The organism is Streptomyces yamdrokensis (genome assembly GCF_053890455.1).
Window position 1 is genome coordinate 5,309,237 of the sequence record NZ_CM132679.1, and the last position, 24,410, is coordinate 5,333,646.

General features: G+C 68.9%; 30 protein-coding genes and 2 tRNA genes. 22 read left to right on the top strand and 10 right to left on the bottom strand.

The features are described from left to right. Positions 1-49 precede the first annotated feature (49 nt). A complete protein-coding gene (locus ACWZEH_RS23790) occupies positions 50-241 on the bottom strand; it encodes a hypothetical protein (protein ID WP_456193138.1) in 192 nt (63 codons plus the stop codon). Between the two features lie 9 nt (positions 242-250). Beyond that, positions 251-1,099: a helix-turn-helix domain-containing protein gene (locus tag ACWZEH_RS23795; protein ID WP_456193139.1), complete on the bottom strand. Its 849-nt coding sequence runs from the start codon at positions 1,097-1,099 to the stop codon at positions 251-253. 251 nt (positions 1,100-1,350) lie between these two features. Here ACWZEH_RS23795 and ACWZEH_RS23800 point away from each other — a divergent pair, with 251 nt between their 5' ends. Then, positions 1,351-1,764: an ATP-binding protein gene (locus tag ACWZEH_RS23800; protein WP_456193140.1), complete on the top strand. Its 414-nt coding sequence runs from the start codon at positions 1,351-1,353 to the stop codon at positions 1,762-1,764. Positions 1,765-1,809: 45 nt separating this feature from the next. On the opposite strand, the gene ACWZEH_RS23805 is transcribed toward ACWZEH_RS23800, so the two are convergent. From ACWZEH_RS23805 to ACWZEH_RS23825, 5 genes are all read right to left on the bottom strand, one after another. After that, positions 1,810-2,094, bottom strand: a complete 285-nt coding sequence (locus ACWZEH_RS23805; RefSeq protein ID WP_456193141.1) for a hypothetical protein — start codon at positions 2,092-2,094, stop codon at positions 1,810-1,812. Positions 2,095-2,428: 334 nt separating this feature from the next. Further along, on the bottom strand, positions 2,429-2,842 hold the full coding sequence (locus ACWZEH_RS23810) for a DNA-binding protein (protein WP_456193142.1): 414 nt from the start codon (positions 2,840-2,842) through the stop codon (positions 2,429-2,431). Then, complete coding sequence (locus tag ACWZEH_RS23815) at positions 2,839-3,102, bottom strand: CopG family transcriptional regulator (protein ID WP_384008751.1); 264 nt, start codon at positions 3,100-3,102, stop codon at positions 2,839-2,841. Before ACWZEH_RS23815 ends, ACWZEH_RS23810 begins: the two co-directional genes overlap by 4 nt. A 787-nt stretch (positions 3,103-3,889) precedes the next feature. Beyond that, positions 3,890-3,967, bottom strand: a tRNA-Arg gene (locus ACWZEH_RS23820). A 63-nt stretch (positions 3,968-4,030) separates the two neighbouring features. Then, positions 4,031-5,332, bottom strand: a complete 1,302-nt coding sequence (locus ACWZEH_RS23825; protein WP_456193143.1) for a restriction endonuclease — start codon at positions 5,330-5,332, stop codon at positions 4,031-4,033. A 467-nt stretch (positions 5,333-5,799) separates the two neighbouring features. Here ACWZEH_RS23825 and ACWZEH_RS23830 point away from each other — a divergent pair, with 467 nt between their 5' ends. Then, on the top strand, positions 5,800-7,764 hold the full coding sequence (locus ACWZEH_RS23830) for an ATP-binding protein (protein WP_456193144.1): 1,965 nt from the start codon (positions 5,800-5,802) through the stop codon (positions 7,762-7,764). Between the two features lie 630 nt (positions 7,765-8,394). Next, the gene (locus ACWZEH_RS23835) at positions 8,395-8,955 is read left to right on the top strand and encodes an HD domain-containing protein (RefSeq protein ID WP_456193145.1); all 561 of its coding nucleotides are present in this window, start codon (positions 8,395-8,397) and stop codon (positions 8,953-8,955) included. Here ACWZEH_RS23835 and ACWZEH_RS23840 read toward each other — a convergent pair. Beyond that, entirely contained in the window at positions 8,943-9,413 is a 471-nt protein-coding gene (locus ACWZEH_RS23840; RefSeq protein WP_456193146.1) for an NUDIX hydrolase, read from the bottom strand. The genes ACWZEH_RS23835 and ACWZEH_RS23840 overlap by 13 nt on opposite strands. A gap of 28 nt (positions 9,414-9,441) precedes the next feature. After that, complete coding sequence (locus ACWZEH_RS23845) at positions 9,442-10,173, bottom strand: XRE family transcriptional regulator (protein WP_456193147.1); 732 nt, start codon at positions 10,171-10,173, stop codon at positions 9,442-9,444. A gap of 157 nt (positions 10,174-10,330) precedes the next feature. Here ACWZEH_RS23845 and ACWZEH_RS23850 point away from each other — a divergent pair, with 157 nt between their 5' ends. The 14 genes from ACWZEH_RS23850 to ACWZEH_RS23915 all read left to right on the top strand — a co-directional run bounded on the left by ACWZEH_RS23850 (position 10,331) and on the right by ACWZEH_RS23915 (position 18,328). After that, positions 10,331-10,684, top strand: a complete 354-nt coding sequence (locus ACWZEH_RS23850) for an SCO3933 family regulatory protein (RefSeq protein WP_450519247.1) — start codon at positions 10,331-10,333, stop codon at positions 10,682-10,684. A gap of 3 nt (positions 10,685-10,687) precedes the next feature. Next, on the top strand, positions 10,688-12,043 hold the full coding sequence (locus ACWZEH_RS23855; RefSeq protein ID WP_456193148.1) for an FtsK/SpoIIIE domain-containing protein: 1,356 nt from the start codon (positions 10,688-10,690) through the stop codon (positions 12,041-12,043). Positions 12,044-12,064: 21 nt separating this feature from the next. Further along, entirely contained in the window at positions 12,065-12,259 is a 195-nt protein-coding gene (locus ACWZEH_RS23860; RefSeq protein ID WP_456193149.1) for a hypothetical protein, read from the top strand. Between the two features lie 19 nt (positions 12,260-12,278). Then, positions 12,279-12,965, top strand: a complete 687-nt coding sequence (locus tag ACWZEH_RS23865) for a DUF2637 domain-containing protein (RefSeq protein WP_456193150.1) — start codon at positions 12,279-12,281, stop codon at positions 12,963-12,965. Between the two features lie 19 nt (positions 12,966-12,984). Beyond that, positions 12,985-13,179, top strand: coding sequence for a hypothetical protein (locus ACWZEH_RS23870; RefSeq protein WP_456193151.1), 195 nt, complete (start codon positions 12,985-12,987; stop codon positions 13,177-13,179). A 1-nt stretch (position 13,180) separates the two neighbouring features. Further along, positions 13,181-13,372: a mobile element transfer protein gene (locus ACWZEH_RS23875; protein WP_055573522.1), complete on the top strand. Its 192-nt coding sequence runs from the start codon at positions 13,181-13,183 to the stop codon at positions 13,370-13,372. 10 nt (positions 13,373-13,382) lie between these two features. Further along, positions 13,383-13,538 carry a hypothetical protein gene (locus tag ACWZEH_RS23880; RefSeq protein ID WP_456193152.1) on the top strand — a complete coding sequence of 52 codons (156 nt, stop codon included), beginning with the start codon at positions 13,383-13,385 and terminating at the stop codon, positions 13,536-13,538. A 21-nt stretch (positions 13,539-13,559) separates the two neighbouring features. Next, complete coding sequence (locus tag ACWZEH_RS23885) at positions 13,560-13,880, top strand: SpdD-like protein (RefSeq protein ID WP_456193153.1); 321 nt, start codon at positions 13,560-13,562, stop codon at positions 13,878-13,880. 3 nt (positions 13,881-13,883) lie between these two features. Further along, a complete protein-coding gene (locus ACWZEH_RS23890; RefSeq protein ID WP_456193154.1) occupies positions 13,884-14,429 on the top strand; it encodes a GGDEF domain-containing protein in 546 nt (181 codons plus the stop codon). A gap of 91 nt (positions 14,430-14,520) precedes the next feature. Then, positions 14,521-14,700, top strand: a complete 180-nt coding sequence (locus ACWZEH_RS23895; RefSeq protein ID WP_456199794.1) for a hypothetical protein — start codon at positions 14,521-14,523, stop codon at positions 14,698-14,700. A 5-nt stretch (positions 14,701-14,705) separates the two neighbouring features. After that, positions 14,706-15,398, top strand: a complete 693-nt coding sequence (locus tag ACWZEH_RS23900) for a DNA cytosine methyltransferase (RefSeq protein ID WP_456193155.1) — start codon at positions 14,706-14,708, stop codon at positions 15,396-15,398. Continuing rightward, positions 15,395-16,771, top strand: a complete 1,377-nt coding sequence (repSA, locus tag ACWZEH_RS23905) for a replication initiator protein RepSA (RefSeq protein WP_456193156.1) — start codon at positions 15,395-15,397, stop codon at positions 16,769-16,771. The genes ACWZEH_RS23900 and repSA overlap by 4 nt, the downstream gene beginning before the upstream one ends. 16 nt (positions 16,772-16,787) lie before the next feature. After that, a complete protein-coding gene (locus ACWZEH_RS23910) occupies positions 16,788-16,958 on the top strand; it encodes a helix-turn-helix transcriptional regulator (RefSeq protein WP_175438207.1) in 171 nt (56 codons plus the stop codon). Then, on the top strand, positions 16,955-18,328 hold the full coding sequence (locus ACWZEH_RS23915) for a tyrosine-type recombinase/integrase (protein ID WP_456193157.1): 1,374 nt from the start codon (positions 16,955-16,957) through the stop codon (positions 18,326-18,328). The genes ACWZEH_RS23910 and ACWZEH_RS23915 overlap by 4 nt, the downstream gene beginning before the upstream one ends. A 213-nt stretch (positions 18,329-18,541) precedes the next feature. On the opposite strand, the gene ACWZEH_RS23920 is transcribed toward ACWZEH_RS23915, so the two are convergent. Beyond that, a tRNA-Arg gene (locus ACWZEH_RS23920) sits at positions 18,542-18,613 on the bottom strand. A 135-nt stretch (positions 18,614-18,748) separates the two neighbouring features. On the opposite strand from ACWZEH_RS23920, the gene ACWZEH_RS23925 reads away from it, so the two are divergent. From ACWZEH_RS23925 to thrC, 5 genes are all read left to right on the top strand, one after another. Further along, positions 18,749-19,261 (top strand): response regulator, encoded by a 513-nt coding sequence (locus ACWZEH_RS23925; protein ID WP_456199796.1) that lies wholly within the window; start codon positions 18,749-18,751, stop codon positions 19,259-19,261. A 96-nt stretch (positions 19,262-19,357) separates the two neighbouring features. Then, positions 19,358-20,425, top strand: coding sequence for an ArgS-related anticodon-binding protein NrtL (gene nrtL, locus ACWZEH_RS23930; RefSeq protein ID WP_456193158.1), 1,068 nt, complete (start codon positions 19,358-19,360; stop codon positions 20,423-20,425). Positions 20,426-20,440: 15 nt separating this feature from the next. Beyond that, positions 20,441-21,832, top strand: coding sequence for a diaminopimelate decarboxylase (gene lysA / locus ACWZEH_RS23935; protein ID WP_456193159.1), 1,392 nt, complete (start codon positions 20,441-20,443; stop codon positions 21,830-21,832). A gap of 169 nt (positions 21,833-22,001) precedes the next feature. Further along, entirely contained in the window at positions 22,002-23,294 is a 1,293-nt protein-coding gene (locus ACWZEH_RS23940; RefSeq protein ID WP_456193160.1) for a homoserine dehydrogenase, read from the top strand. A 6-nt stretch (positions 23,295-23,300) separates the two neighbouring features. After that, the gene (gene thrC, locus ACWZEH_RS23945) at positions 23,301-24,359 is read left to right on the top strand and encodes a threonine synthase (protein ID WP_456193161.1); all 1,059 of its coding nucleotides are present in this window, start codon (positions 23,301-23,303) and stop codon (positions 24,357-24,359) included. The last annotated feature ends 51 nt before the right edge of the window (positions 24,360-24,410 follow it).

Here is a 24,410-nt window from a genome sequence, read left to right on the forward strand (position 1 = left end):
GCCGACCGCTGTACACGGTACCGACTGGCGGCGGGACGCGTGGCGGGTCCTACAGCAGGTGGTCGGCCTTGCCGGCCTTGATGTCGGTGATGAGGGTGCGCAAGGCTTCGAGGGAGTCGGTGAGGTAGTGGTCCTCTTGGCCGTCGACGGTTATGTAGCCGTTGCCGTCGGCGTCGGTGCCGAGGCGGAAGCAGGAGCTTCCTTCGGCGCAGAACGGGCTTTCCCAGGTGATGTCGGGCATGGTTACTCCTCACAGTTGGCGTGCGATGTCACGAATGAAGTCGCGGGACCGCTCTGGCGGCAGAGCCAGACCTTCCAACAGATCGAGTTGTGCCCGGTATTTCGCCAACTGCCCCTCGGAGTGGAGAAAGGTGGGTCCGTGGGAGCTGTCCACCTGCACTGTATCGAGCTGCGGGGCGGGCCCTTCGACGTAGACGACGGTCTGCCCCGCTCCAGGAAAGGCGCCGTGAGTGAAGGGGAGGACGAGCACGGTGACGTTGTCCCGCTCAGAGACATCCAGTAGGTACTCCAACTGGGCGCGGGCCACGTCGGTCCCGCCGAACTGCATCCGGAGCGCGGCTTCATGGATGACGGCGACGTAAGGGGCCGCCCTGTCGCCGGTGATCACCTGCTGGCGTTCCGCGCGCAGCGCGAGCCGCAGAGCAACCTCGTGCTCGGGCAGGGCAGGAACTGCGGCCCGGAAGATGGCCATCGCCTGTTCCGATGTCTGGAGCATGCCGGGTACATGCACGGTGTTGGCGCCGCGCATGCGCACGGCGTTGCTTTCTGTTTCCGCGATGTCCAGCAAGCCTTGGGGCAGGATGCCTCGGTAGCGTTCCCACCAGCCTGTACTCACCTGGGCCATCTCGACGAGCGCCTCGACGTACGCCTCGTCGGTCACATCGCAGTTGCAGGCCAGTGTGCGCAGGCGCTCGGCGCTGATACCCCGGACTCCTGACTCGATGTTGGAGATCTTGCCTCGGTCCACACCCAGTAGGCCCGCCGCGAACTCTGCGGACATGCCTGCCACGGTACGGATACGCCGCAGCTCGCTTCCCAGACGCTTCTGCCGTTCCGTGGGGGTCGTTCTCGGGGGCATGGGGTTCCTTCCATCCGGCGGGGGCCGCTCGGTCGCAGTCGGAGGCGCCCTACCTCTCCGTGGTGAATTCCCTCGAGTGCGTGGAAAATTTACCACCACTTGCTCTACTGTCAGTATCGAGCAAGTTACACACCGCAACACCGGAAGCGCACCGCGCGAGCCTGCCCGCCTGCCCTGGGACGGGTATGCCCGCGACCGGGGCGGTAGGCCACCGGCGACCTCAAACCCCTCACACAGCAGTGGAGTTCGCCATGCCCGAGATCCCCCTCGTACCAGTCCACTGGCGCTTTCCCGCCCACCCCACCTCTGTATGGCGGGCCCGGCACGCAGTCGCCGAATCGCTGCCGTATGTCCTTCGCCCCCACCTCGGCGACGACCTCGGCCTGTTGACCTCCGAGCTGGTCACCAACGCCATCCGCCACGGCGCCTGCCGGGAGGACGACGACCTCATCGAACTTGTCCTGTGGCCCGCCGACGGGCACTACTGGCTCGCCGTCTCCGACCCGGGTACGGGCAAGCCGGCACTGGCCCACCCGGACACGGACTCCGAGAACGGCCGGGGTCTGATCCTCGTCGACAGCCTCGCCACCGCCTGGACCGTCCGGCCCCGCCCCACGCGCGGAACGTCCGTGATCGCGGGTCTCTCTTTCCGCCAGGACGGTTGACGGGGTGGAGTCGGCCGCCGGAGGGTTGGAGGCAGGGCGTGTGGGTCAGGCCGCCTCGTCGTCGATGTTCTCCTCCCAGCGGGTCATCCGCCGAGCCGCCCGGCGCGCACTCTGGTCGAGCGACTGCTTGAAGCTGTCGTCGTGGCTGAAGTACTGCCGTCCCATGTCGGCGATGGTGCCGATGTGCTTGGCCATCTTGTCCTCGAAGACCTCGTCGAAGACAAGCCCGAAGTTCTCCTCGTCGTGGCAGACGGTTGAGCAGGTGGCAGCCGTAGAGGCAGAGGCATGCGAGGTCGGCGTCGCGGTAGGGGACGATCTGGAAGAGCCCACCCGGATGATGGATGTGCCGGTGGCTGCGGCGTTGACGTTCTGCTCCGCTGCGAGGAACCCGGCCAGGAACCACGGGTCGAGCCCACACCGGTCCGGGCGGAAGGGCAGCAGGTGGGGCCGAGGAGGCAGCCTGCCTCGTCCGGCTCGACGACCCGGGCCGCGGCCGGGCGTCCCACGCGGAGGATCTCTGTGAGCAGCACGTCATTTTCCTGGGCCAGGGGGAGGGCGACGCCGGTGGGAAGGTCCGCTTCGGTTCCGGAGGCGGGCCGGTTCTCGAAGACGTCGGCAGCCGTGGACGCGCCCCGGCCCAGACCCGGGTGCTCAACGCACGCAGTCAGACCTTGATCGCTGTGATGCGCCCGCCGCACAGCGCTGCGACGTCCTCAGGATCGGAGGTGAGGACCGTGACGGGGCCGGGCGCGGTGAGGGCGGTGGCGCCGAGCATGGCGTCGATGGCGTGCTTGTGGCCGTGCAGGCCGGCGTCGGCGAGGAGTGCGGCGGCGTGCCGGGCGATCGACTCGGTGACCGGTTCGACGACGAGGCGGGAAAGGGTCCACTCCAGCGCCGGGCGGTTGATCCGGGGATGGACCACTTCCACGAGGGTGGCTGCCGAAGTGATCACACGCAGGTCATCGGTGCGGGCCAGGGCGAGCCACCCGGTCACCGTTCGGTCTCGCAGGACGGCCTTGGCCAGCCCTTCGCTGTCAAGGACCAGGGTGCCGCCGGGGGTGGCGGGAGAGCGGGTCACGCGGCGCTCGCTCCGCCCTGCGTCTGCTCGCGGCGTGCCTGGTGGAGCTGGTCGCGGAGCGACTGGATCTCCTCGTCCGTGACAGGCCCGTGCTCGGCTTCGGCAACCTGAATGATCTCGTTGAGGTTGTCCCGTTCGATCTGACGGGCGACGGCCGCGGCCACGTAGGCGGACAGGCCGGAGGGGCCGCTGCGGGCCTTGGCGGCTTCGGCGATGTCGCGCGGCATGGTGATCGAGTACTTGCCGGTAGGGTCACTCATGCCATCAATCCTACTCTTTATCCTCCCTGTCGTTCGGTAGCGCACGGTCGCCGGTGAACGGGCCCGGCGCTCGCCGGCCCACTTCGATGTCCCGGACGCCCCGGCGATCGAGTGTCGGAACCCTCGAAGGGGCCTTCCGCGAAGGATCGCCAATTTCCCTGGGTCCACGCGCAGAACGGGCATGGAGAGGGGGACGCGATGCGCCCCCCTCACATCCTCGGCCGGCGCGGGCAGGATGCAGTTGTGGTGAACGCAGGGGGCAGGGGAGCCGGCCACGCATACGTGTGTGGCTGTGGACGGACGACGAAGGTGAGCCCCAGGTGGCCCTGCATCCTGCGGCTGGGGCGAAAGCCAGGTTCATCGCGCCACCACGGAACGTCACGTATGTCCTGGAGCCATTGGCCCGATGCCGCGGTGCTGTACGTGAGCTCACGGGCTTGGACGATGCGGAAGAGGCCCGCGTGGCTCTCAGGGAGCAACCCGACATCGAGCGGCATGCGAAGGCTGAGGAAGACGCAGCTTCCTGGCGATCGGAGCCGTTGCCGGAGAGGCCTGCTTCGAAGGGGAAGGGCGTCCGTATCAGGACGGTATCCGGCGGGCTGCCGACCTTGGGGCGGCGGCGTCGCTGAGATGGGTGGAGCCTCAGTGGCCCGGTCGAGCGCCACTGCAACTCCGGGGCGCCGGTTCGGCAAGCGGCTGCTTCCGGCGGCATCCGCCCGCACATACGCGAAGACCCCGTCCTCAGCGAAAGCGCTGATGGCGGGGTCTTTGGGCACCTCGTGCAAGGTGCCCCCGGCAGGATTCGAACCTGCGCACACGGCTCCGGAGGCCCTGTTAGCTCGCGACATAACAGCAGTTCAGAGGCTTGTGGGGACCTCGAAGGGGCCGCCCCGTCCACGAATAGGCCGTGCGTCGCCGGGATGCCTACCTACTCCAGCAGGATCTCCTCCGGCCGACGGTTGGTGACCGCGGTCTCGCGGACCCGCAGTATGTGCTCGATGCAGGCTTCGAGGTCTCCACCGTGATCGTCCCTGGCCATTCCCCTGAGCTCCCGCGTCAGGTCCAGTCCGTTGACCAGAACGATCGGGTACTGGTCCTCGACCATCTCGGTCTGCGCCGGCACGGAGTAGGCCCCGGTCGTGACGTAGACACCGATCCAGCCGCGGCGGAGACGAGCCACGACACGAGCGATCTGGTCGGCGGACACGACGTGGTCGAGTCGGACGCACTTCGCCTGTCCGAGGACGACGAGGCTCGTGCCGGCCAGTCCGCTGCCGATGTCGAGCCTGCCTACGAAGTCAGCCCCTCCATCGCCGGACCGCTGGGTCAGCCACCCTTCGACGTAGCTGTTCCCTGCGCCCCGCAGAACTCGCGCTGCGACCGCGGAGGCAACAGCCTCGAAGTCGTGCTTGCGTCCGTCAAAGTACTTGTAGATCAGCTCCAGATCCTTGGACTCGGCCGTTCCCGCCTTCGGCCGCTGCTCGGGCACCTTGGTCACCTTGGCCCGCGCAACACGCCGGCGGAGCCGCGGAAGCTCCGAACTGCCGTTCTTGACCCACTCCCGCCACGCCCGCGGAGCCAGTTCAAGCGTCTCTGCGTCGCTCAGGTCCTTGTTCCTGCGTGAGTGAATCCACTCCCAAGAGACCTTGTCGTCCTCGTCGGTGAGGTCGAACAGGGCGATGTCGTACACGTAGTTGGTGAACGTGGTGTGGTCACTGCCGCCCCACTGCACCAGCCGCTCGGCCCGCTCGATGATGCCCAGCCCACAGAACTCGACGTGCCCCTTCACCTTCCCGCTGCGCGACACCGCTCGGAACAGCAACAAGGGGACGGCGCCGGCGCGCTCATCGGGCGTGTGCCCCTGGTGCCCAGCGAAGGCATTCAGCAGAGCGGCGTTCCCGATGGTCTTCCCCGGGGCGACCGTGGTGCTGGCCTTGTGATCGCCGAAGTAGCGAACGTGCCCGTTGTCCATGTCGAACACGTCGTGCCAGGGCGTCTGCTCGGTACCAGCCTTCCAAGGGCTCGACCGTACTAGGATCACCGGCCGCCTCTCCCCACCCGGAGTGCGCACCTTCGCCATGCCGTTGATGCCAGCCTCGAGCAAGGCCCGTGGAAGATCGGGGGAGTGGGTGACGTGGTGGAAGTTGGGGTACCCCTCCAGCTCCGCTGGCTTCGGGTCCTTCCCCGTGGCGTACCGATAGACCTGACCAACACGCAACTGACCACCCATGCGTCCCCCTCGGCAGCAGCGATGTGACGATCTTCGACACGGTAATGGCTACCACTGACAAGAGCGCAGCCACGGCACCCTCCGGAGCGAACCAGTAGGTGAGAGACTTCCTGACCTGCGCGTTCCTGGGTCACCCTGGTAGCCGACCTGTCATCGTCGGTCGCCACCGGTCACCCCTGAGCCCCCTCGCACGGTCCAGGGACAGCCCAGCGTCACCGCCCGGCAGGCCGTACCGGTAGGCCCTCACTCCTCGTCACTGCGTCCCGAACCAATCCGGTGGGCTCGTGCTCCAACCCACTGCCGCCTTCGAGTATGGGAAGCGAACAAAGGCTGCGATGGTCGCCAAACGCGGCGCCCCTCGTTCGATCTCATCCCAGCGGACTGGGCCGAACCGGTGGTGCCCTCCACCGCCCACGCGATAGCTTGATCGATCTGAATCAGCACGTTCCATGACGAACGGGGAATCCATGAGCACCGTCGCGCCTCAGCTGGAGATTCGATTTCGAGGCCGAGTTATCGAGCATCTCGGCATTGACATGTATCAGTCGCCAGTGGCGGCAATCGCGGAGCTGGTTTCTAATTCATGGGACGCAGACTCTCGAAGCGTCGATATCACTCTGCCGGCGAAGATTGGACCTGCCTCCGAGATCGTAATTGCAGACACCGGCGAGGGAATGACGCTCGCCCAGTGTCAGGGGCGCTACCTGAACGTTGGATACGATCGACGAAAGGATCGAGGTAACGACAGGACGCCCGAGGGTCGCCCGATGATGGGGCGGAAGGGTATCGGAAAGTTCGCGGGATTCGGAATTGCGAGATTCGTGACCGTGGAAACGGTCAGCAAGGAAACTGGCGAGCGAACAGTCTTCCGTCTCGACGCGACGCAGTTGATCGAGGATGCCGATTCCTACGCCGAAAGCCAGCCTTTGGCGGTCGAGGTACTGGAGTACTCGGAACCAGCCGACGGGCGAAAAGGCGACCACGGCACCACTATCACTCTGAGTGATCTGTCGTTGAAGGTCACGCCCAATGCCGCCCAATTCAGAACTAGTATGGCTCGCAGGTTCCTCTTGCTGGAACGCGCAGACGAGTTCCACGTCAACGTAAATGGCGAGCCTATCTCGGACTCTGAGGATGTCGAGAGGATAGAGTTTTCGTTTCCGAGCGACTACACGGATGACCAGTTGCCGGAAGGAGTGGTTATTGAGGATGGCTGGGGCCTGGAGACCCTTCCGGATGGTCATAAGGTTCGCTGGAAGTTTGTCTTTTATAAAGAACCGATCGGCGAAGAAGAGCTGACGGGTATTTCCGTCTTTAGTCATCACAAGCTCGCCCAGCGGCCGTTCCTCTTCAATCTCAGCGGTGGCTTCGGTGGTCAACAGGGGACGAGTTATCTTTCCGGGCGTGTAGAAGCAGACTTTCTCGACGAGCAGAAGCGGGACCTGATTTCCACTGAACGGCAGCGAGTAAATTGGGAGATGGAGGCATCTCAGCCTCTGTTGGAGTGGGGGAAAGCCCGAGTCAAGTCGCTTCTGCGTATCTGGCAGGGCCTACGGTCCAAGGCCAAGGTTGACGCGATGCGTAAGCGAATGACGCCCTTCTCCGTAAGGCTTGGCAAGCTGGAAAAGCCTGAGCGGAAAATTGTGGAGAAGGCGCTGACCTCAATTGCCCGCATCTCTTCGCTGAATGATGAGCAATTTGCGGATCTCGCGGAAGCCATGCTTACAGCTTGGGAGGGTGGCCGGCTTCGAGGGCTCATTGATGATCTATCTGAGGCTGACACCATGGATGCCGAGGTGCTGGTGAAGATCCTGGCGGAATCGCGCGTCATGAGCGCGCTTCATGCGGCCGAGCGCGTCAAGAGTCAGCTGAATCTGATTACTGGGCTGGAAGAGAGAATTAAGAATCGTGAGCTTGAAAACGAGGTGCGGGACTATATTGCAGAGAATCCCTGGCTTGTCTCACCTCGATGGGAGACTTTCAGGGTAGAAAAGAGCGTAAAAGCGCTCGTGGATGAGGTGGCAAAGGAAGCGTACGGGGAGTACTGGAACGCCCGGATGGACCTGGTTCTTTCGTCCGGAAACCAGCTTCTAGTCGTCGAGTTCATGCGCCCCGGCTTGAAGGTGGATTGGGATCACCTGAACCGGTACGAACGCTATGTGTACAAGCTTCAACATGCGACGCTGGCGCGGTATTCGGATTTTCGGTCGGTGTCCGGACTGCTGGTCGCGGATAAGATCGAGAAGGCGACGGACGTTCTCTCCAAGATCGATGACATGCGGCCTCGCGAAATGGACGCCATGGATTGGGCGGGACTGCTCGGGCGGGCAAAGAAGCAATGGGAGGACTACTTCGACATCCTCTTTTCGCGAGCTCCGGGGGATGTGCGTATGCAGTCTCTTGCGAACAGGTCGACAGACGGTACGAGTTAGCCAAAGCCCTTCATAGCGCATCGATATCGCCGACCGCCAGCATGTCTGAACATTTCGAGTAGAGGCGCTCTAGACGCAATCTGCTAGGACCTTGAGATGTACTCGGTGTTGGATTATGGCGGCGGTGCCATGGCGGCCGACCTCGCCTAACAGGTAACAGGCACCCCGCGCTCCCATCCCGTCTGCCGTCGACCCACACACCGTGGAGCGGACGTGGTTCAGGGCGTCAAGGTGGAGCGCGCCACCGTACGAACGACCTTGACGCCCTGGGCCGCGTCTGCTCGGCTCTGCCTGGGTCGATGGCAGGCGGGATGGGAGCCTTTCCCCTGCACCACACTCGGCCGGCGCTCGCGAACGGCGCCACCGCCATCTCGGAGCCTGAGCGCCCCCGCCGGAGGCATGTCCTTGACCCGCGGGTGCCTTCCTGTCTTCTGTCCGCTGCACGTAGCGCGCCGCCGGGCGGGGCCGCCGCTGGCGAAGACAGAGCGGCGGCCCCGCCGACAAGGCGGCGCGCGCCCGCGCCGTGCGCGGGCCTTGATGAAGTAGAGAAAGTCTTACCGCACCGATGATCAGCATCGGTCCCGATCGTGGCCTGTCGGCTCTCCGCTCTGCTCGGCTACCGTTCCATGCATGCCTTCTGCACTGGACACGTCCAAGGGAGCGGCCGAACTCGCTGAGTCCCTGCTTCCTCCGCTCGGGAACCGCTGGCTGCACACTCAGGCCGTGGCCGCTCGGGCGCGGGAAGCTTCCGCGGCTGTGTCCGAGGCTGACCAGGACCTCCTCGTCGCTGCCGCGTGGCTGCATGACATCGGGTACGCACCCGAGCTGCGGGACACCGGCTTCCATCCCCTCGACGGCGCCCGGTACCTCGAATCGCTGGGTGCGCCGGCGCGCCTGGTGCGGCTGGTCGCTCATCACTCTGGAGCCGTGTACGAGGCGGAACAACGCGGGCTCTCGGCAGAGCTGGCCCTCTACGAGCGGGAGGATTCGCCGGTCCTGGATGCCCTCATCCTGGCCGACATGACGACCGGCCCCGCGGGACAGTCCTTCGACTTTGACACCCGGATTGACGAGATCCTCGTCCGCTACGAACCGGGCAGTGAGGTGCACAACGCGATCAGCAAGGCACGGCCGTACCTTCAGGGCGCTGTCGAGCGGACCCTCGACCGCATGGCGCGTCAGCCGATGTAGGGCTCTGCCCTGTCAGCCAGGCCGTGTTCGATCCGCATGCGCATCGACGGGTGGATGTTCAGCTCGTCCAGCTTGCCCGGGGCGACGAAGGCGACTTCCTTGCTCTCGCTGCTCGTCCGCAGCCGGCCGCCGGTGATGCGGGCGTGGAAGCAGATGGAGAACTGCTGGCGGACCTCGCCGTCGTCGTACGCCATGACGTGCCCAGGGTTGGTGTAGATGCCGACGAGGCCGGTCACCTCCACGTCGAAGCCGGTCTCTTCCTTCGTCTCGCGTACCGCCGCGTCCGGGGCTGACTCGCCCAGGTCGATGCCGCCGCCGGGCAGGGCCCAGAGGTCGTTGTCGGTCTTGTGGATCAGCAGGACGTCTCCCGCCTCGTTGCGCGCCACGGCGGTCACGGAGGGGACGAGGCTGTTCGCCTTCGGAGCGTTCGGATCGTTGAAGTAGTCAACACGGGCCATGTGTTCAGCGTCGCACGCCTCGGACCTGCTACGCCGCCCGGCCCCGCTCCCACGCGTAGTCGAAGCTCCGCATGTAGTGCCGGAAGGTCCGCGCTCCAGGGAGGTACCGGAAGTGCATCACCGGGTTCTGCCCGGCGGGGGCTCCGAGGACGTGAGGGTTCACGAGAACGTCCTCGTCGAAACGGTAGATCGAGTTGTAAAGAATCGTTTCGTGCAACCGGACTTCCACCCCGGGCGTCGACATGGCGGGCTCGAGGTAGCGACGGGTGATCCGGGCACGTGCGGCCAGGTCGTCGCCGATGCCCTCCTCTTCGCCTCGCTGGCGGACCGCTGCGGAGTCGGGGTCTCCGAGCAGGATGCGGACCTGGGCGCCGGCCTTCGCCTTCTCGGCCAACAGCTCCGGCAGATCGGGATGGCCGTCGAAGAGGAAGAGGCCTGCGTAGACGAGGATGTCGAGCTGATCCGTCGCCTTCTCGATGAGCGATGACCACAGTGGTGCGGGCACTGCGCCACGGTGCGGGTAGTACGTGATCAGCTCGGATGTGCTGGCCTTCTCCGCCTGCTTCTCCACCGTGGGCCAGAGATAGACCTCATCGACTCCGAGGAAGCTCGCTGCCTTCCAGCGGTGCCCGCGGTGAGGAGTGCGGCTGGTGGTGATCCACCGCTCGACGCTCTTGGGATCCACTCCGACGTGCTCGGCAACAGACTGGATCGTCTCGCCCTTCGCTGAAATCGCCGCGCGCAGACGCTCGTTCGCCATGGCGTGCCCTTCACTGGGACCGATGGGGACGTTTTGACGGTAGCTCAGACGTCCCCAAACGTCCATACGGACGGTGATGCGTCCACCCCCTCTCACGGTCTCCTGATCTCACCGACGGGATGTCGGTCAACGCCTCACTGCTACAGGAGACAAGACGATGCGTCAGATTCCCGTGGACACCGCCAACGCGACCGTGATGGTCGCCAAGGCCCCGCAGCCCAAGGTGAAGGACCGCCGCACCGGTGAGATCGCCCTCGACAAGGACGGCATCACGCTGATGGTCGTGGAGGTCATGTTCTCCACGCCCGACGAGGTGGAGATCCTCAAGCTCACCGTTCCGCAGCCCGGCGTCTCCGAGGACCTGGCCATGGGCACTCCGGTGGTCCTGACCGGCCTGGTCGCCTCGCCGTGGGAGAACGAGTTCAACGGCCAGAAGCGGCACGGGATCGCCTTCCGCGCGGTCGCGGTCACCTCGCTCACCGCCGGTGCCTCGCAGCCGAAGGCGGCCTGAGCCATGACGTGGCTGTTAGTCGCCCTGGTGCCGGTCGTTGCCGCTGCGGGTCTCCTGCGGTGGCGGCGCCCCGCCTGGTACTGGCTGACCTTCGGGGTCACCCTCGCGGTTCTGCGGGTCCTGGTCCGCTACGGCTCGGTCATGGACGCCTGCGGCCTGACCGTCCCGGCCCCGCGCTGGCGCCTGACCGTGGCGCGGGTGACCAACCGGCCGATCCCCGGTCCTCGGGCCCCGCGCATCCTGCGTCTTCGGGTGACCCGGACCGGCCTGGTGCTGCGGCTCAAGCTCCGGCCCGGTCAGGACGCCTTCGACGTCGCTGCATCGTGTGACCGGCTGCGCCACTCCTTCGCCCTGTACGGGGTCACCTCCCGTGAGCTGCGCTCGGGTGTGGTCGAGGTGCGGATGACCGGCTACGACGTGCTCAAGCGGGTGCAGATGCCGGCCCTGGTCGACACCCGGCCGATGCGGGTCCCGGTCGCCCTGCGCGAGGACGGGGCCGTGCACTACCGCGACTACCGCACGGTGCCGCATGCGCTCACCCTGGGCGCCACGGAGTCCGGCAAGTCCGTCTACCAGCGCAACCTGGTCGCCGCGCTCGCCCCGCAACACGTCGCCCTGGTCGGCATCGACTGCAAGCAAGGCGTGGAACTGTTCCCGCTGGCCCGCCGCTTCTCCGCGCTCGCCGACAACCCCGACACCGCCGCCGAACTCCTCGACGCGCTGGTCTCCCACATGCAGGACGTCTACCGGCTCATCCGGGCCGAGCAGCGGATCACCGCGGACGTGCCGGATGCCGAGATCGCCGCCGACATCTGGGACCTGCCCGAGGACCTGCGGCCGGTGCCGGTGGTGGTCCTGGTCGACGAGGTCGCCGAACTCGCCCTGTACGCCAGCAAGGAGGAGGAAAAACGGCGGGACCGCATCATCACCGCCCTGGCCCGGCTCGCCCAACTCGGCCGTGCCGCCGGCATCTACCTGGAGATCTGCGGGCAGCGCTTCGGCTCCGAACTCGGCAGGGGCATCACCATGCTCCGCGCCCAGCTCACCGGCCGCACCGCCCACCGCGTCAACGACGAGAGCAGCGCGAACATGGCCTTCGGCGACATCGCCCCGGATGCCGTGCTGGCCGCGATCCAGATCCCCACCGACACCCCCGGCGTCGCCGTCACCGGTGACTTGTCCGGCGGTTGGGCCCGGATCCGTGCCCCGCACACCTCGCTGCGCCAGGCCGTGAACACCTGCAACCGGCATGCCGACCTGACCCCGGACCTGCCCGCCCTCGCGCCGTTCCGGCCTGCCCTCGGCACCCTCGCCCCGGTTCCGGCCCCGGCCGTCGAGTCGGCCCCGGCCGCCGCCTGACCCCTGCTCGGGAGGTTCCTCATGCCCGCCGCGAAGAAGCCCACCACCCACCGCACGACCACACCGAAGCCGAAGCCCGCGAAGTGCCCCGACTGCGACGGCAAGGGCGAGATCGCCGAAACCGTCCGCGTCGGCGCTCGCAAGGGCCGCGCCACCGACAACCACCAGACCGCGCTGTGCCTCACCTGTTGGGGCACCGGCCACGCCGCCGACTGAGTCAGGAAGGACACGCCTCATGCCCCGCTCCGCCCTGCGCGTGGACGCCGTCTTGGTCCAGGCCGTCATCGCCGGTGCCCTGTCCTTCGCCCACCTGCACGACCTGGCCGCCGCCGCGGGACAGGACGGCTGGAAAGCCTGGGCCTACCCGGTCAGCGTGGATCTGCTGCTGGTCGCCGCCTGGCGTCGGCTGCGTACCGATGGGCCGTCCCGGCTGGCCTGGTGCTGGTTCCTCATCGCCCTGGTCGCCTCGCTCGGCGCGAACGTGGCCACCGCCGGACTCCTCGACCTGACCGAGGTCCCGGCCTGGCTGCGCATCCTGGTCGCCGCCTGGCCCGCCCTGGCCTTCATGGGCGGCACCCTCCTCGCCCACTCCTCCACGGATACCTCCCCGGCTCCGCCGGCACCCACCACACCGGACCCGGACCCCGTGCCCGAGGTGGAACCGGAGCCGCCCGCCGTCGCCGACCCGGACCTCACCCCGGTGCCGGTGGTTGCCGCCGATGACGCCCCGGCCCTCCCGGCCGCCGACCCGGCTCCCACTCCGCCAGCGGTTCCGGTCCCGGCCGCGCTGGTGGACCACGCCCGCAAGGTCGCCGCCGACCACGAGTCCCGGACCGGAGCCCGGATCGACACCGACACCCTGCGCGCCCGTCTCGGTGTCCCGCCGCACCTGGCCGATGCCATCGCCGCCCAACTCGCCTGACCCGGAAGGCAGACAACTCATGACCCGTGACCCGGCCGACCTGACCGCCGCTGACCACCTTGACGCCGCCCGCGAGATGACCGCCGCCGACCGGCCCTTCCTCGCCCACCTGCTCGCCGAGGAGGCCGCCCGCCGCACCCCCGACCCGGCCACCGCCGCCGGGATCCGCGCCTCCTTCCCCGACCCGAACACGACCCGAGAGGAGACCGACTGACATGCCCGCCCGTGACTTCTTCCACTCCGTGATGCGGATCGGCCCGGTGCAGATCGGCACCCACCGCGACCGCCACGGCCAGACCAAGCACGCCGCCGTCTGCGCCAACGACGGCTGCGGCTGGTCCGCCGACTACTCCAGCCAGTCCGCCGCCCAGCTCGCCGCCCGCACCCACCGCTGCAAGGTCCGCTAGGAGGCCACCCATGGATGTCCCGCTCTGGTTCGCCCTGCTCTGCGTCGGAGTCCTCGGCGTCAAGCTCGTCCACCCGCCCTGGTGGCTGATCGCCGTGCTCCTCCTCGGCGGCTACCTCCTCGCCGACAGCCTGCTCGCCCCGGTCATCGACACCGCCGTCAAGTAACCGCCGAAAGGAGATCCGCTGATGTTCCGGCCCAAGCCCCCGACCATGCCCCAGCCCACCGGCCGCCTCACCCCGCCCGCGGTCGTCGTCCAGCCGACCACCATCACCCCCGGCACCTCGGTCCCGCCGCCGGCCCCGATCGCCCCGGTGCCGTTCCGCCCGACGGTTCAGCTCACGCCCGGTACCGCGCTCGCCCTGGTCGGCGGCGGCACCGCCGTGGTCCTGGTCATCGGCGCGGTCCTGGTCTCCATGCTCCTCGCGGTCGCCGTCACCGGCGTCTCCGTCGCCGTGGTCGCCGTCGTCCTGCGGCTGCTCGTCAACGACCTGCACAAGGGACGGTGAGCCGTGGAAACCCTGATCGCCGCCGCCTTACCGGCGCTCGGCTGGGCCGTCCACGGCGGCCTCCTGGTCCGCCGACTGGCCACCGCCCGCCGCGACCCGCTGACCGGCCTGCACACCCGCGCCGGCTGGACCACCCGCGCCGAGCACCTGCTCACCCGGCACCCGGCCGCGCTGGTCGTCCTGATCGACCTGGACGACTTCAAGAGCATCAACGACACGCACGGCCATGGTGCCGGGGACGCCGTCCTCACCGCGACCGCCCGCCGACTGCGGGACTGGAGCGGCCGTCACGGCGTCGCCGCCCGCCTCGGCGGGGACGAGTTCGCGGTCATCGTCACCGACCCCGCCCACACATTGGGGGCGAGCGCGCTGCACACCGCCCTGTGTCGGCCCGTCGCCCACGACGGACACCTGCTGCCGGTCTCCGCCTCGGTCGGCCTCTGCCACCGCACCGACCTGCCCGTCCCGGCCCTCACCGACGCGCTGTCCGCGGCCGACGCAGCAATGTACGCGGCCAAGGGCCACGGCAGGCGCAACGTCCACAACTGACCAACCCCCGGAGCGGCCTCAACCGCCAAGTCTCCGCCGCTCCGGGGGCCCACCCATCCAGATCCAACGGACCCGAAAGGGAACCCCCATGATGCCCCAGCGCACCCGGACCACACGCGTCTGCCGCGACTGCGACGGCTTCCCCATCGTCGCCATCACCACCGGCACCCGCCACACCGACGGCACCCGCACCACCCTCCGCACCGCCTGCCCGACCTGCTGGGGCACCGGCACCACTCACCCCGCCGCCCTCGTCCGGGCCGGGAGGTGATCGCCATGGTGCTCCCGCGCATACTCGACCTGTTCTCCTGCGCCGGCGGGGCCGCCATGGGCTACCACCGGGCCGGATTCGCGGTCGACGGCTGCGACATCGCCGACCGCCCCCGCTACCCCTTCGCCTACCACCGGGGCGACGCCCTTACCTACCTCACCCACCTGATCCACTCGGGCGCCATCGACCGGTACACCCTCGTGCACGCCTCCCCGCCCTGCCAGGCCGGCTGCGCCCTGACCGTGGGCACCAACGCCTCTCAGAGCTGGGGCGGCACCCACACCGACCACGTCGCCGCCACCCGCGACCTCCTCAACGCCTCGGGCCTGCCGTACGTGATCGAGCAGCCCAACGGCCGCGCACAGATCCGCAAGGACCTGTCCCTGTGCGGGGAGATGTTCGGACTCGGCGTGCTGCGGCACCGCAACTTCGAACTCGGCCGCTGGGCCACCCCCCGGCCGTCTCACCCCCGGCACCGGGGCTACGTGCGCGGCCACCGCCACGGCGTCCACCGCACCGGCCCCTACGTCGCCGCCTACGGCAACGGCGGCGGCAAGGCCACCGTCCCCGAGATGCAGACCGCCATGGACATCACCTGGACCGACGTCCGCGAGGAACTGACCGAGGCGATCCCGCCCGCCTACACCCAGTGGATCGGCACCGCCTTCCTGACCGCCCGGCAGGAGGTGTTCGCGTGACCGACACCGCCACCGCGGCGGGCCTGGACCCGGTCACCCTCGGCGATCTGCTGCGGGTGGCCGGGTCCCCCGGCTTTGACCGCTGGCAAGACCAGATCCGACGTACCGGCGGCTGCGCCGACCCCATCCACCTGACCGGCTGGACCCTGACCAAGGACAAGACCACCGGCCAGACCCTGCACCACTACACCACCGAACACGAGCCCGGCGGACGGCTCCGCGTCGCCTGCGGCAACCGCCGCGCCTCCCGCTGCCCCGCCTGCGCCTGGACCTATGCGGGCGACACCTATCACCTGATCCGCGCGGGCCTGGCCGGGGACGCCCGCCACGGCATCCCCGCCACCGTCCGCAACCGCCCGCGCGTGTTCGCCACCCTCACCGCGCCCTCGTTCGGCCCGGTCCACAACCGGCCCGACCGCGGCGCCTGCCGCTGCGGCGCCCGCCACGCCCCGGACGCACCCGAACTGGGCACCGCCCTCGACCCGGCGACGTACGACTACGCGGGCGCCGTCCTCTTCAACAACCACGCCGGGCAGCTCTGGCAGCGCTTCACCAACCGGCTCCGCCGCGAGATCGCCGCCCGCGCCGGCCTCACCCAACGCGAGCTCAAAGAGTGCGCCCGGCTCTCCTTCGGCAAGGTCGCCGAGTTCCAGAAACGCGGTGCCCTGCACTTTCATGCCGTGATCCGCCTCGACGGACCCGACGGCCCGGACACCGCTCCGCCGTCCTGGGCGACGGTCGACCTTCTCGCCGACGCGATCCGCGTCGCCGCCGCGCACTCCTACACCTCGGTCTCCGTCCCCGCGGTCGCCGACCAACCCGCCCGGACCTTCCGGTGGGGCGCCCAGCTTGACGTGCGCCCGGTGAAGGCGTTCGGGGACGGCTCGGACATCACCGAACAGGCGGTCGCCTCCTACGTCGCCAAGTACGCCACCAAGGCGGCCGAGAACACCGGCACCCTGGACCGCCGCATCGGGGAACTCGCCGAACTCGACCGCCACGGCGTCCCCGATCACACCCGCCGCCTGATCACCGCATGCCGCGACCTCGACCCGCTCTATCCCGACCGGCGGCTGTGGGCGTGGGCGCACATGCTCGGCTTCCGCGGCCACTTCTCCTCCAAGTCCCGCCGCTACTCCACCACCCTCGGCGCCCTCCGCCAGACCCGCGCCGACTACCGCGCCGCGCAGGATGCCGCCGCCTTCCGCCTGGACGACCGCGAGCCGGAGACCGTCCTTGTCCTGACCGATTGGCAGTACGCCGGACACGGCCACACCCCCGGCGAGTCCGCCCTCGCCGCCACCATCGCCCGCGATCTCCAACTCAACCGCCAAACCGCCCGCGAAGAACTCGCAGCCCTGGAAGGAGTCTGACGTGAAAGACGAGCTGATGACCGTCCCGCAGATCCTTGATGAGCTTGGGGGAGTCTCCCGGCGGACGTTCTACCGATGGCGTGAGCTCGGGCAGGGGCCAGCTGCGTTCAAGCTCCCCAATGGAGAGTTGCGAGTGTGGCGGAGCGACTTCCGGACCTGGCTGCGGCAGCTGGAGACCGCCGCGTGAAATCTCTCGACGTAAAGGTCTGGAGCGTCCGTAAGCGGGACACAAAGACGCCGTCCTACGGAGTGCGCTGGTCAGTGGCCAGCAACGTCTTCTCCGAGTCTTTCCGAACCAAGGCCCTCGCCGACCACTACCGCACCAAGCTCATGCGTGCGATGCGTGATGGCGAGGAATTCGACATGGGGACCGGTCTTCCGGCATCGATGGAAGAGACGAAGTCGGCCGTGTCTTGGTACGCCTTCGCACTGCGATACCTCGCCATGAAGTGGCCGCATGCTGCCCCCAACACGCGCGACGGCGTTAACGAATCGCTTACCAGCGTGACCATGCAGCTTCTCGGTGAGCGTCCCGGCCGGCCGTCTGACGAGACGATCCGCAAAACACTCCGCAATTGGGCTTTCGTACTGCCGGCGCCGAACGACCGCGAGGTTCCGGACGACGTGCGGAACGTTCTTCATTGGGTGTCCAAGGCGTCTCGGCCGCTCGCTGATCTCTCCGAGCCTGCCACGGCTCGCGCAGTGCTCGACTCTCTGAAACTCAAGCTCGACGGAACAGCCGCAGCAGCGGAAACCGTGCGGCGTAAGCGCCGGACCCTCGTCAATGCTGCGAACTACGCAGTCGACCTGGGGGAGCTGCGGGAGAACCCGATCACGGCCGTTCGCTGGCAGAAACCGAAGGTGTCCAACCAGGTTGATCCGCGGGTGGTTGTTAATCCGGAGCAGGCTCGGAACCTCTTGGCGGCCGTCTCCTACGTCGGCGGGTACCGGCGTGCTCGTGGCCGTCGACTCGTGGGTCTGTTCGCCGCTATGTACTTCGGTGGGCTCCGGCCAGCGGAAGCGGTCGGCCTCGTCGAGACTGATCTGAATCTCCCCGAACACGGCTGGGGCTCAGCACTGCTCCACCGGACCCGTCCCTCCGTCGGTAAGCAGTGGACCGATTCGGGGGAGACCCATGACGACCGCGGGCTGAAGAACCGACCGACCGAGGACGTCAGGCGTGTGCCCATCCCGCCGCATCTCGTTGCCGTGCTCCGCGAGCACCTGGCCACGTTCGGCACGGTGGACGACGGGCGGCTGTTCTTCAGCGAGAAGGGCGCGGTCGTCCCGTCCTCGACCTACTACCGCGTGTGGCAGGAGGCCCGGCTCCTCGCGCTTCCGCCGGCCGTCGCGGCCTCGCCGCTCGCGAGTCGGCCGTACGACCTTCGGCACTCGGCGCTGTCGACGTGGCTCAACGCGGGCGTCGACCCGACCGAGGTGGCCGAGCGGGCCGGCAACAGCGTTGAGGTCCTGCTCACCCGCTACGCGAAGTGCCTCGATGGGCGGCAGGACGTCGCCAACCGGCGCATCGAGGATCTGCTCCGCGAGTACGACTGACACATCCTGACCGCGTCCGAGGCCCCTGGCATCCGTCCAGGGGCCTCGTCGTTTTCAGGGGCTCACCTGGGACAACACTTCAAGATCCCGTCCACGCCTCGTCCACAGACCCCGACATGCGCCCGCTCAGAGCGGCATACGGCTGCACATACGCGAAGACCCCGTCCTCAGCGAAAGCGCTGATGGCGGGGTCTTTGGGCACCTCATGCAAGGTGCCCCCGGCAGGATTCGAACCTGCGCACACGGCTCCGGAGGCCGTTGCTCTATCCCCTGAGCTACGGGGGCGTGTCGGTCGCGGTGATCGCTTCGACGGGTAGAACAGTACCAGTTCCGGCGGGGTGGTCATGAACCCGTTTTCCGCGGCGCGGGGGAGGGGCGAGGTCACCCTGTGCGTTCGAGGGGCCACCCCTGGGGGTGGAAGTGGGGAAAGCGCGGACGCGGTGGCCGGTCCCGACCTACTCTCGAGTTGTGCCAGGGGCGTCGCGCCGGGTGCTTGTTGTGGACGACAACAAGGTCATCCGGCAGTTGATCAGGGTCAATCTCGAGCTTGAGGGCTTCGAGGTCGTGACCGCGGCCGATGGTGCCGAGTGTCTGGAAGTCGTTCATCAGGTGCGGCCCGACCTGGTCACCCTCGATGTCGTCATGCCGCGCCTCGACGGGCTGAGGACCGCGGCCCGGCTGCGTTCCGACCCCCGGACCCGGGACCTCCCGCTCGCCATCATCAGTGCCTGTACCCAGTACGAGGTCGAGAGCGGGCTTGATGTCGGCGTCGACGTCTTCCTCGCCAAGCCCTTCGAGCCCGCTGAACTCGTGCGGGTGGCCTGGCGGTTGGTCGAGCGGCGGAGGCGGGGGGCCAGGGGGAGCGGTGGCGGGACGGGCAACGGCGGTGGCCTCGGGGGTGCCGAGCGGGCCACCGGGCACGCTCCCGGGTAGTCGCGCCGCCCGGTTCGTCCGTGCGGGCGTCCACATCGCGGGACCCCGGCCGAGTCGGCTCGCCTCTCCACCCCCCTCCTCCCCTACCCTTGTCCCGTGACCCCCGTCGAGCTCTCCCGCACCGTGCTGCGCGCGGTGCGTCGTGCTGTCGACGACGGGGAGCTGGGCGTGGCCGTGCCCGAGCGGGTCGTCGTCGCGCCGCCGGGACCCGGGGGGTGCGGGGAGTACGCCACCAACGTCGCCCTTCAGCTGGCCCGGCCGGCCGGCCGGACGCCGCAGCACGTCGCCGGGGTTCTTCGGGACCGTCTCCTTCGCGCCGAGGGCATCGGCGATGTCGTCATCACCGGACCCGGGTTCCTCAACATCAGCCTGCGGGGGGCCGACGCGTCCGTCGCCCTCGTGGCGGAGATCCTCGGCGCGGATGACACCCCTTACGGGCATCTCCCCGAGAGGAGCCGGGAGCCTGTGCTGCTGCGTGGCGCGGCCGACGTGCGTGCCTTCGTGCACCTCGACGCGCTGGCCCGGATCCTGCGGGCCCAGGGGTATCCCGTACGGGTCGGCTTCGACGTCCCGCCCGCCCCCGAGTGGGGCGCCGTGCTCGGCGTGGACGGCGGCATCGGGTACGAGCAGAGCGACGGTGCCCGGGACGGCTGCCCTCCGATCCACGTCCGCCCCCTTCCCGCCCCCGCCGATCCGCTGCCACTGGGCCGGGATGCCGCGCGGTGGGCGTTGCTGCGTCCCGCGGCGCACGACCGGCCGCGGATCGGTGGCGAGCACCTGGAGCAGAGGGAGAGCAACCCCCTCTTCCGGGTGCGGTACGCCCACGCCCGCACCCGTGCCCTCGTGCGCAACGCCGCCGACCTGGGTTTTCGCCCCGCCCCCGGCCCCGTCGGCGTGAACGGAACCCGGCCGCTGCTCACCGCCCTCGCCGACCACCCCCGCGTCCTCGCGGCCGCCGCACGGCACCGCGCTCCCGACCGGCTCGCCCGGCATCTCGTCACCGTCGCCGATGCGACGCAGCCCCTGCTCCCCGCCGTGCTGCCGCTCGGCGCGGAGAAACCCTCGGCCGTCCACCGCGCCCGGCTCGCGCTCGCCGAAGCCGCCGGGACGGTGCTCGCCGACGGCCTGTCCCTGCTCGGCATCGACGCCCCCGACCATCTCTGAGAGAGCACGCGAAGAATGAGCCGTTCCGCACACCCCGCCGGGCCCCGTCACGCCGACGTCCTGCCCGAGGGGCACTACTCCGCACCGCCCGCCGACCTCAACGCCCTGGACCCCAAGGTGTGGGCGCAGACCGTCAGCCGTGACGCCGACGGTGCGCTCACCGTCGGCGGGGTCCCCGTCACACGGCTCGCCGAGGAGTTCGGCACCCCCGCCTACATCCTCGACGAGGCCGACTTCCGGGCCCGCGCGCAGGCCTGGCGCACCGCCTTCGGGGACGACGCCGACGTGTTCTACGCGGGCAAGGCGTTCCTCTCCCGGGCCGTCGTGCGGTGGCTCCACGAGGAAGGGCTGAACCTCGACGTCTGCTCCGGCGGGGAGCTGGCCGCCGCCCTGTCCGCCGGCATGCCCGCCGACCGGATCGCCTTCCACGGCAACAACAAGTCCGTGGCCGAGATCACCCGGGCCGTCGAGGCCGGGGTCGGGCGGATCGTGCTCGACTCCTTCCAGGAGATCGTCCGGGTCGCGCACATCGCGCAGTCGCGCGGCAGGCGGCAGCGGGTGCAGATCCGTATCACCGTCGGCGTCGAGGCGCACACGCACGAGTTCATCGCCACCGCGCACGAGGACCAGAAGTTCGGGATCCCGCTGGCCGGCGGGCAGGCCGCCGAGGCCGTGCGGCGGGCGCTCCAGCTGGACGGTCTCGAGGTCATCGGGATCCACTCGCACATCGGGTCGCAGATCTTCGACATGTCCGGGTTCGAGGTCGCGGCCCACCGGGTCGTCGGGCTGCTCAAGGAGATCAGGGACGAGCACGGGGTCGAGCTGCCCGAGATCGACCTCGGCGGCGGCCTCGGCATCGCCTACACCAGCGACGACGACCCCCGTGAGCCGCACGAGATCGCCAAGGCGCTGACCGAGATCGTCACCCGCGAGTGCGAGTCCGCCGGTCTCGCCACCCCCCGCATCTCCGTCGAACCCGGGCGGGCCATCGTCGGGCCGACGGCCTTCACCGTGTACGAGGTCGGCACCATCAAGCCGCTCGACGGGCTGCGCACGTACGTCTCCGTCGACGGCGGGATGTCGGACAACATCCGCACCGCGCTGTACGACGCCGAGTACAGCGTCGCCCTCGTCTCCCGCACCTCCGACGCCGAGCCGATGCTCTGCCGGGTCGTCGGCAAGCACTGCGAGAGCGGTGACATCGTGGTGCGCGACGCCTTCCTGCCGGGGGACCTGGCGCCGGGCGACCTGATCGCCGTACCGGCCACCGGGGCGTACTGCCGGTCGATGGCGAGCAACTACAACCACGTGCTCCGCCCGCCCGTCGTCGCCGTCGCGAACGGTGAGGCGCGGGCGATCGTCCGGCGCGAGACCGAGGACGACCTCCTCCGCCTCGACGTCGGGTGAGGGGAAACGCCGGAGACGGAGAAGGAAGCAGAGAAGGAGCGGCGGAAGATCTTCGGTTCTTCCTGCTTCCCGATGGAATTGATGTCTCACGATCCGGACAAAGGGAAGAATCCTCCGTCCGGTGAGTGAGACTGGTGCAACCTAGACGGTAATCAGGAAACGAGGTCGGATGATGCGTACGCGTCCGCTGAAGGTGGCGCTGCTGGGCTGTGGAGTGGTCGGCTCAGAGGTGGCGCGCATCATGACGACGCAGGCCGCCGACCTCGCCGCCCGCATCGGAGCCCCGGTGGAGCTCGCCGGGGTCGCCGTGCGGCGCCCGGACAAGGTGCGCGAGGGCATCGCCCCGGAGCTCGTCACCACCGACGCCACCGCCCTGGTCAAACGGGGCGATCTCGACGTCGTCGTCGAGGTCATCGGCGGGATCGAGCCGGCGCGGACGCTGATCACCGCCGCGTTCGAGCACGGCGCGTCCGTCGTCTCCGCGAACAAGGCGCTGCTCGCCCAGGACGGTGCCGCCCTGCACGCCGTCGCCGAGGAGCACGGCAAGGACCTCTACTACGAGGCCGCCGTCGCCGGCGCCATTCCGCTGATCCGGCCGCTGCGCGAGTCGCTCGCCGGCGACAAGGTCAACCGGGTGCTCGGCATCGTCAACGGGACGACGAACTTCATCCTCGACGCCATGGACACCACCGGCGCCGGCTACCAGGAGGCGCTCGACGAGGCCACCGCGCTCGGGTACGCCGAGGCCGACCCGACCGCCGACGTCGAGGGCTTCGACGCCGCCGCCAAGGCCGCCATCCTCGCCGGGATCGCCTTCCACACGCGCGTGCGCCTCGACGACGTGCACCGTGAGGGGATGACCGAGGTCACCGCCGCCGACTTCGTCTCGGCGCGGGAGATGGGCTGCACCATCAAGCTGCTGGCCATCTGCGAGCGGGCCGCGGACGGTGGATCCGTCACCGCGCGGGTGCATCCGGCGATGATCCCGCTCACCCACCCCCTGGCCTCCGTGCGCGGCGCGTACAACGCCGTGTTCGTGGAGTCGGACGCCTCCGGGCAGCTGATGTTCTACGGGCCCGGCGCCGGCGGGGCGCCCACCGCCTCCGCCGTCCTCGGCGACCTCGTCGCCGTCTGCCGCAACCGGCTCGGCGGGACCACCGGACCGGGCGAGTCCGCCTACGCGGCGCTGCCCGTCTCCCCGATGGGCGAGGTCGTCACGCGTTACCACATCAGCCTCGACGTGGCCGACAAACCGGGTGTGCTCGCCCAGGTCGCGACCGTGTTCGCCGAGCACGGTGTCTCGATCGACACGGTTCGCCAGCAGGGCAAGGACGGGGAGGCCTCCCTCGTCGTCGTCACCCACCGTGCGTCCGACGCGGCCCTCGGCGGCACCGTCGACGTATTGCGCAAGCTCGACACCGTGCGTGGTGTCGCCAGCATCATGCGGGTTGAAGGAGAGTAAGCAGCAATGACCCACCAGTGGCGCGGAATCATCGAGGAGTACCGGGACCGGCTGCCGGTCGCCGACACCACGCCGGTCGTGACGCTCCGTGAGGGCGGCACGCCGCTCGTGCCCGCCCAGGTGCTCTCCGAGCGCACGGGCTGCGAGGTCCACCTCAAGGTCGAGGGCGCGAACCCGACCGGGTCCTTCAAGGACCGGGGCATGACCATGGCCATCTCCAAGGCCAAGGAGGAGGGCGCGCAGGCCGTCATCTGCGCCTCCACCGGCAACACGTCCGCCTCCGCCGCCGCCTACGCGGTGCGTGCCCGGATGGTCTCCGCCGTGCTCGTGCCCCAGGGCAAGATCGCGCTCGGCAAGATGGGCCAGGCCCTGGTGCACGGCGCGAAGATCCTCCAGGTCGACGGAAACTTCGACGACTGCCTCACCCTCGCCCGCGCGCTCAGCGACAACTACCCGGTGGCGTTGGTCAATTCGGTCAACCCGGTGCGTATCGAGGGCCAGAAGACGGCTGCCTTCGAGATCGTGGACATGCTGGGCGACGCCCCCGACATCCACGTCCTGCCGGTGGGCAACGCGGGCAACATCACCGCCTACTGGAAGGGCTACCGCGAGTACGCCGACGACGGCGTCTCCGCCCGTAGGCCCCGGATGTGGGGATTCCAGGCCTCCGGCAGCGCCCCGATCGTGCGCGGCGAGGTCGTCAAGGACCCGGCGACGATCGCCACCGCCATCCGGATCGGCAACCCCGCCTCGTGGCAGTACGCGCTGGCCGCGCGGGACGAGTCCGGAGGCCTCATCGACGAGGTGACGGACCGTGAGATCCTGCGCGCCTACCGGCTGTTGGCCGCGCAGGAGGGCGTCTTCGTCGAGCCCGCGTCCGCCGCGTCGGTCGCCGGTCTGCTGAAGGCCGCCGAGCAGGGCAAGGTCGACCCGGGCCAGCGCATCGTGTGCACCGTCACGGGCAACGGCCTGAAGGACCCGGACTGGGCCGTCGCCGGGGCACCGCAGCCGGTCACCGTCCCGGTCGACGCCGCGACGGCCGCCGAGCGGCTCGGACTGGCCTGACCGCCGCGACCGGAAGGCCCGGGGTGTCGCGCCCCGGGCCTTTTGGCCACC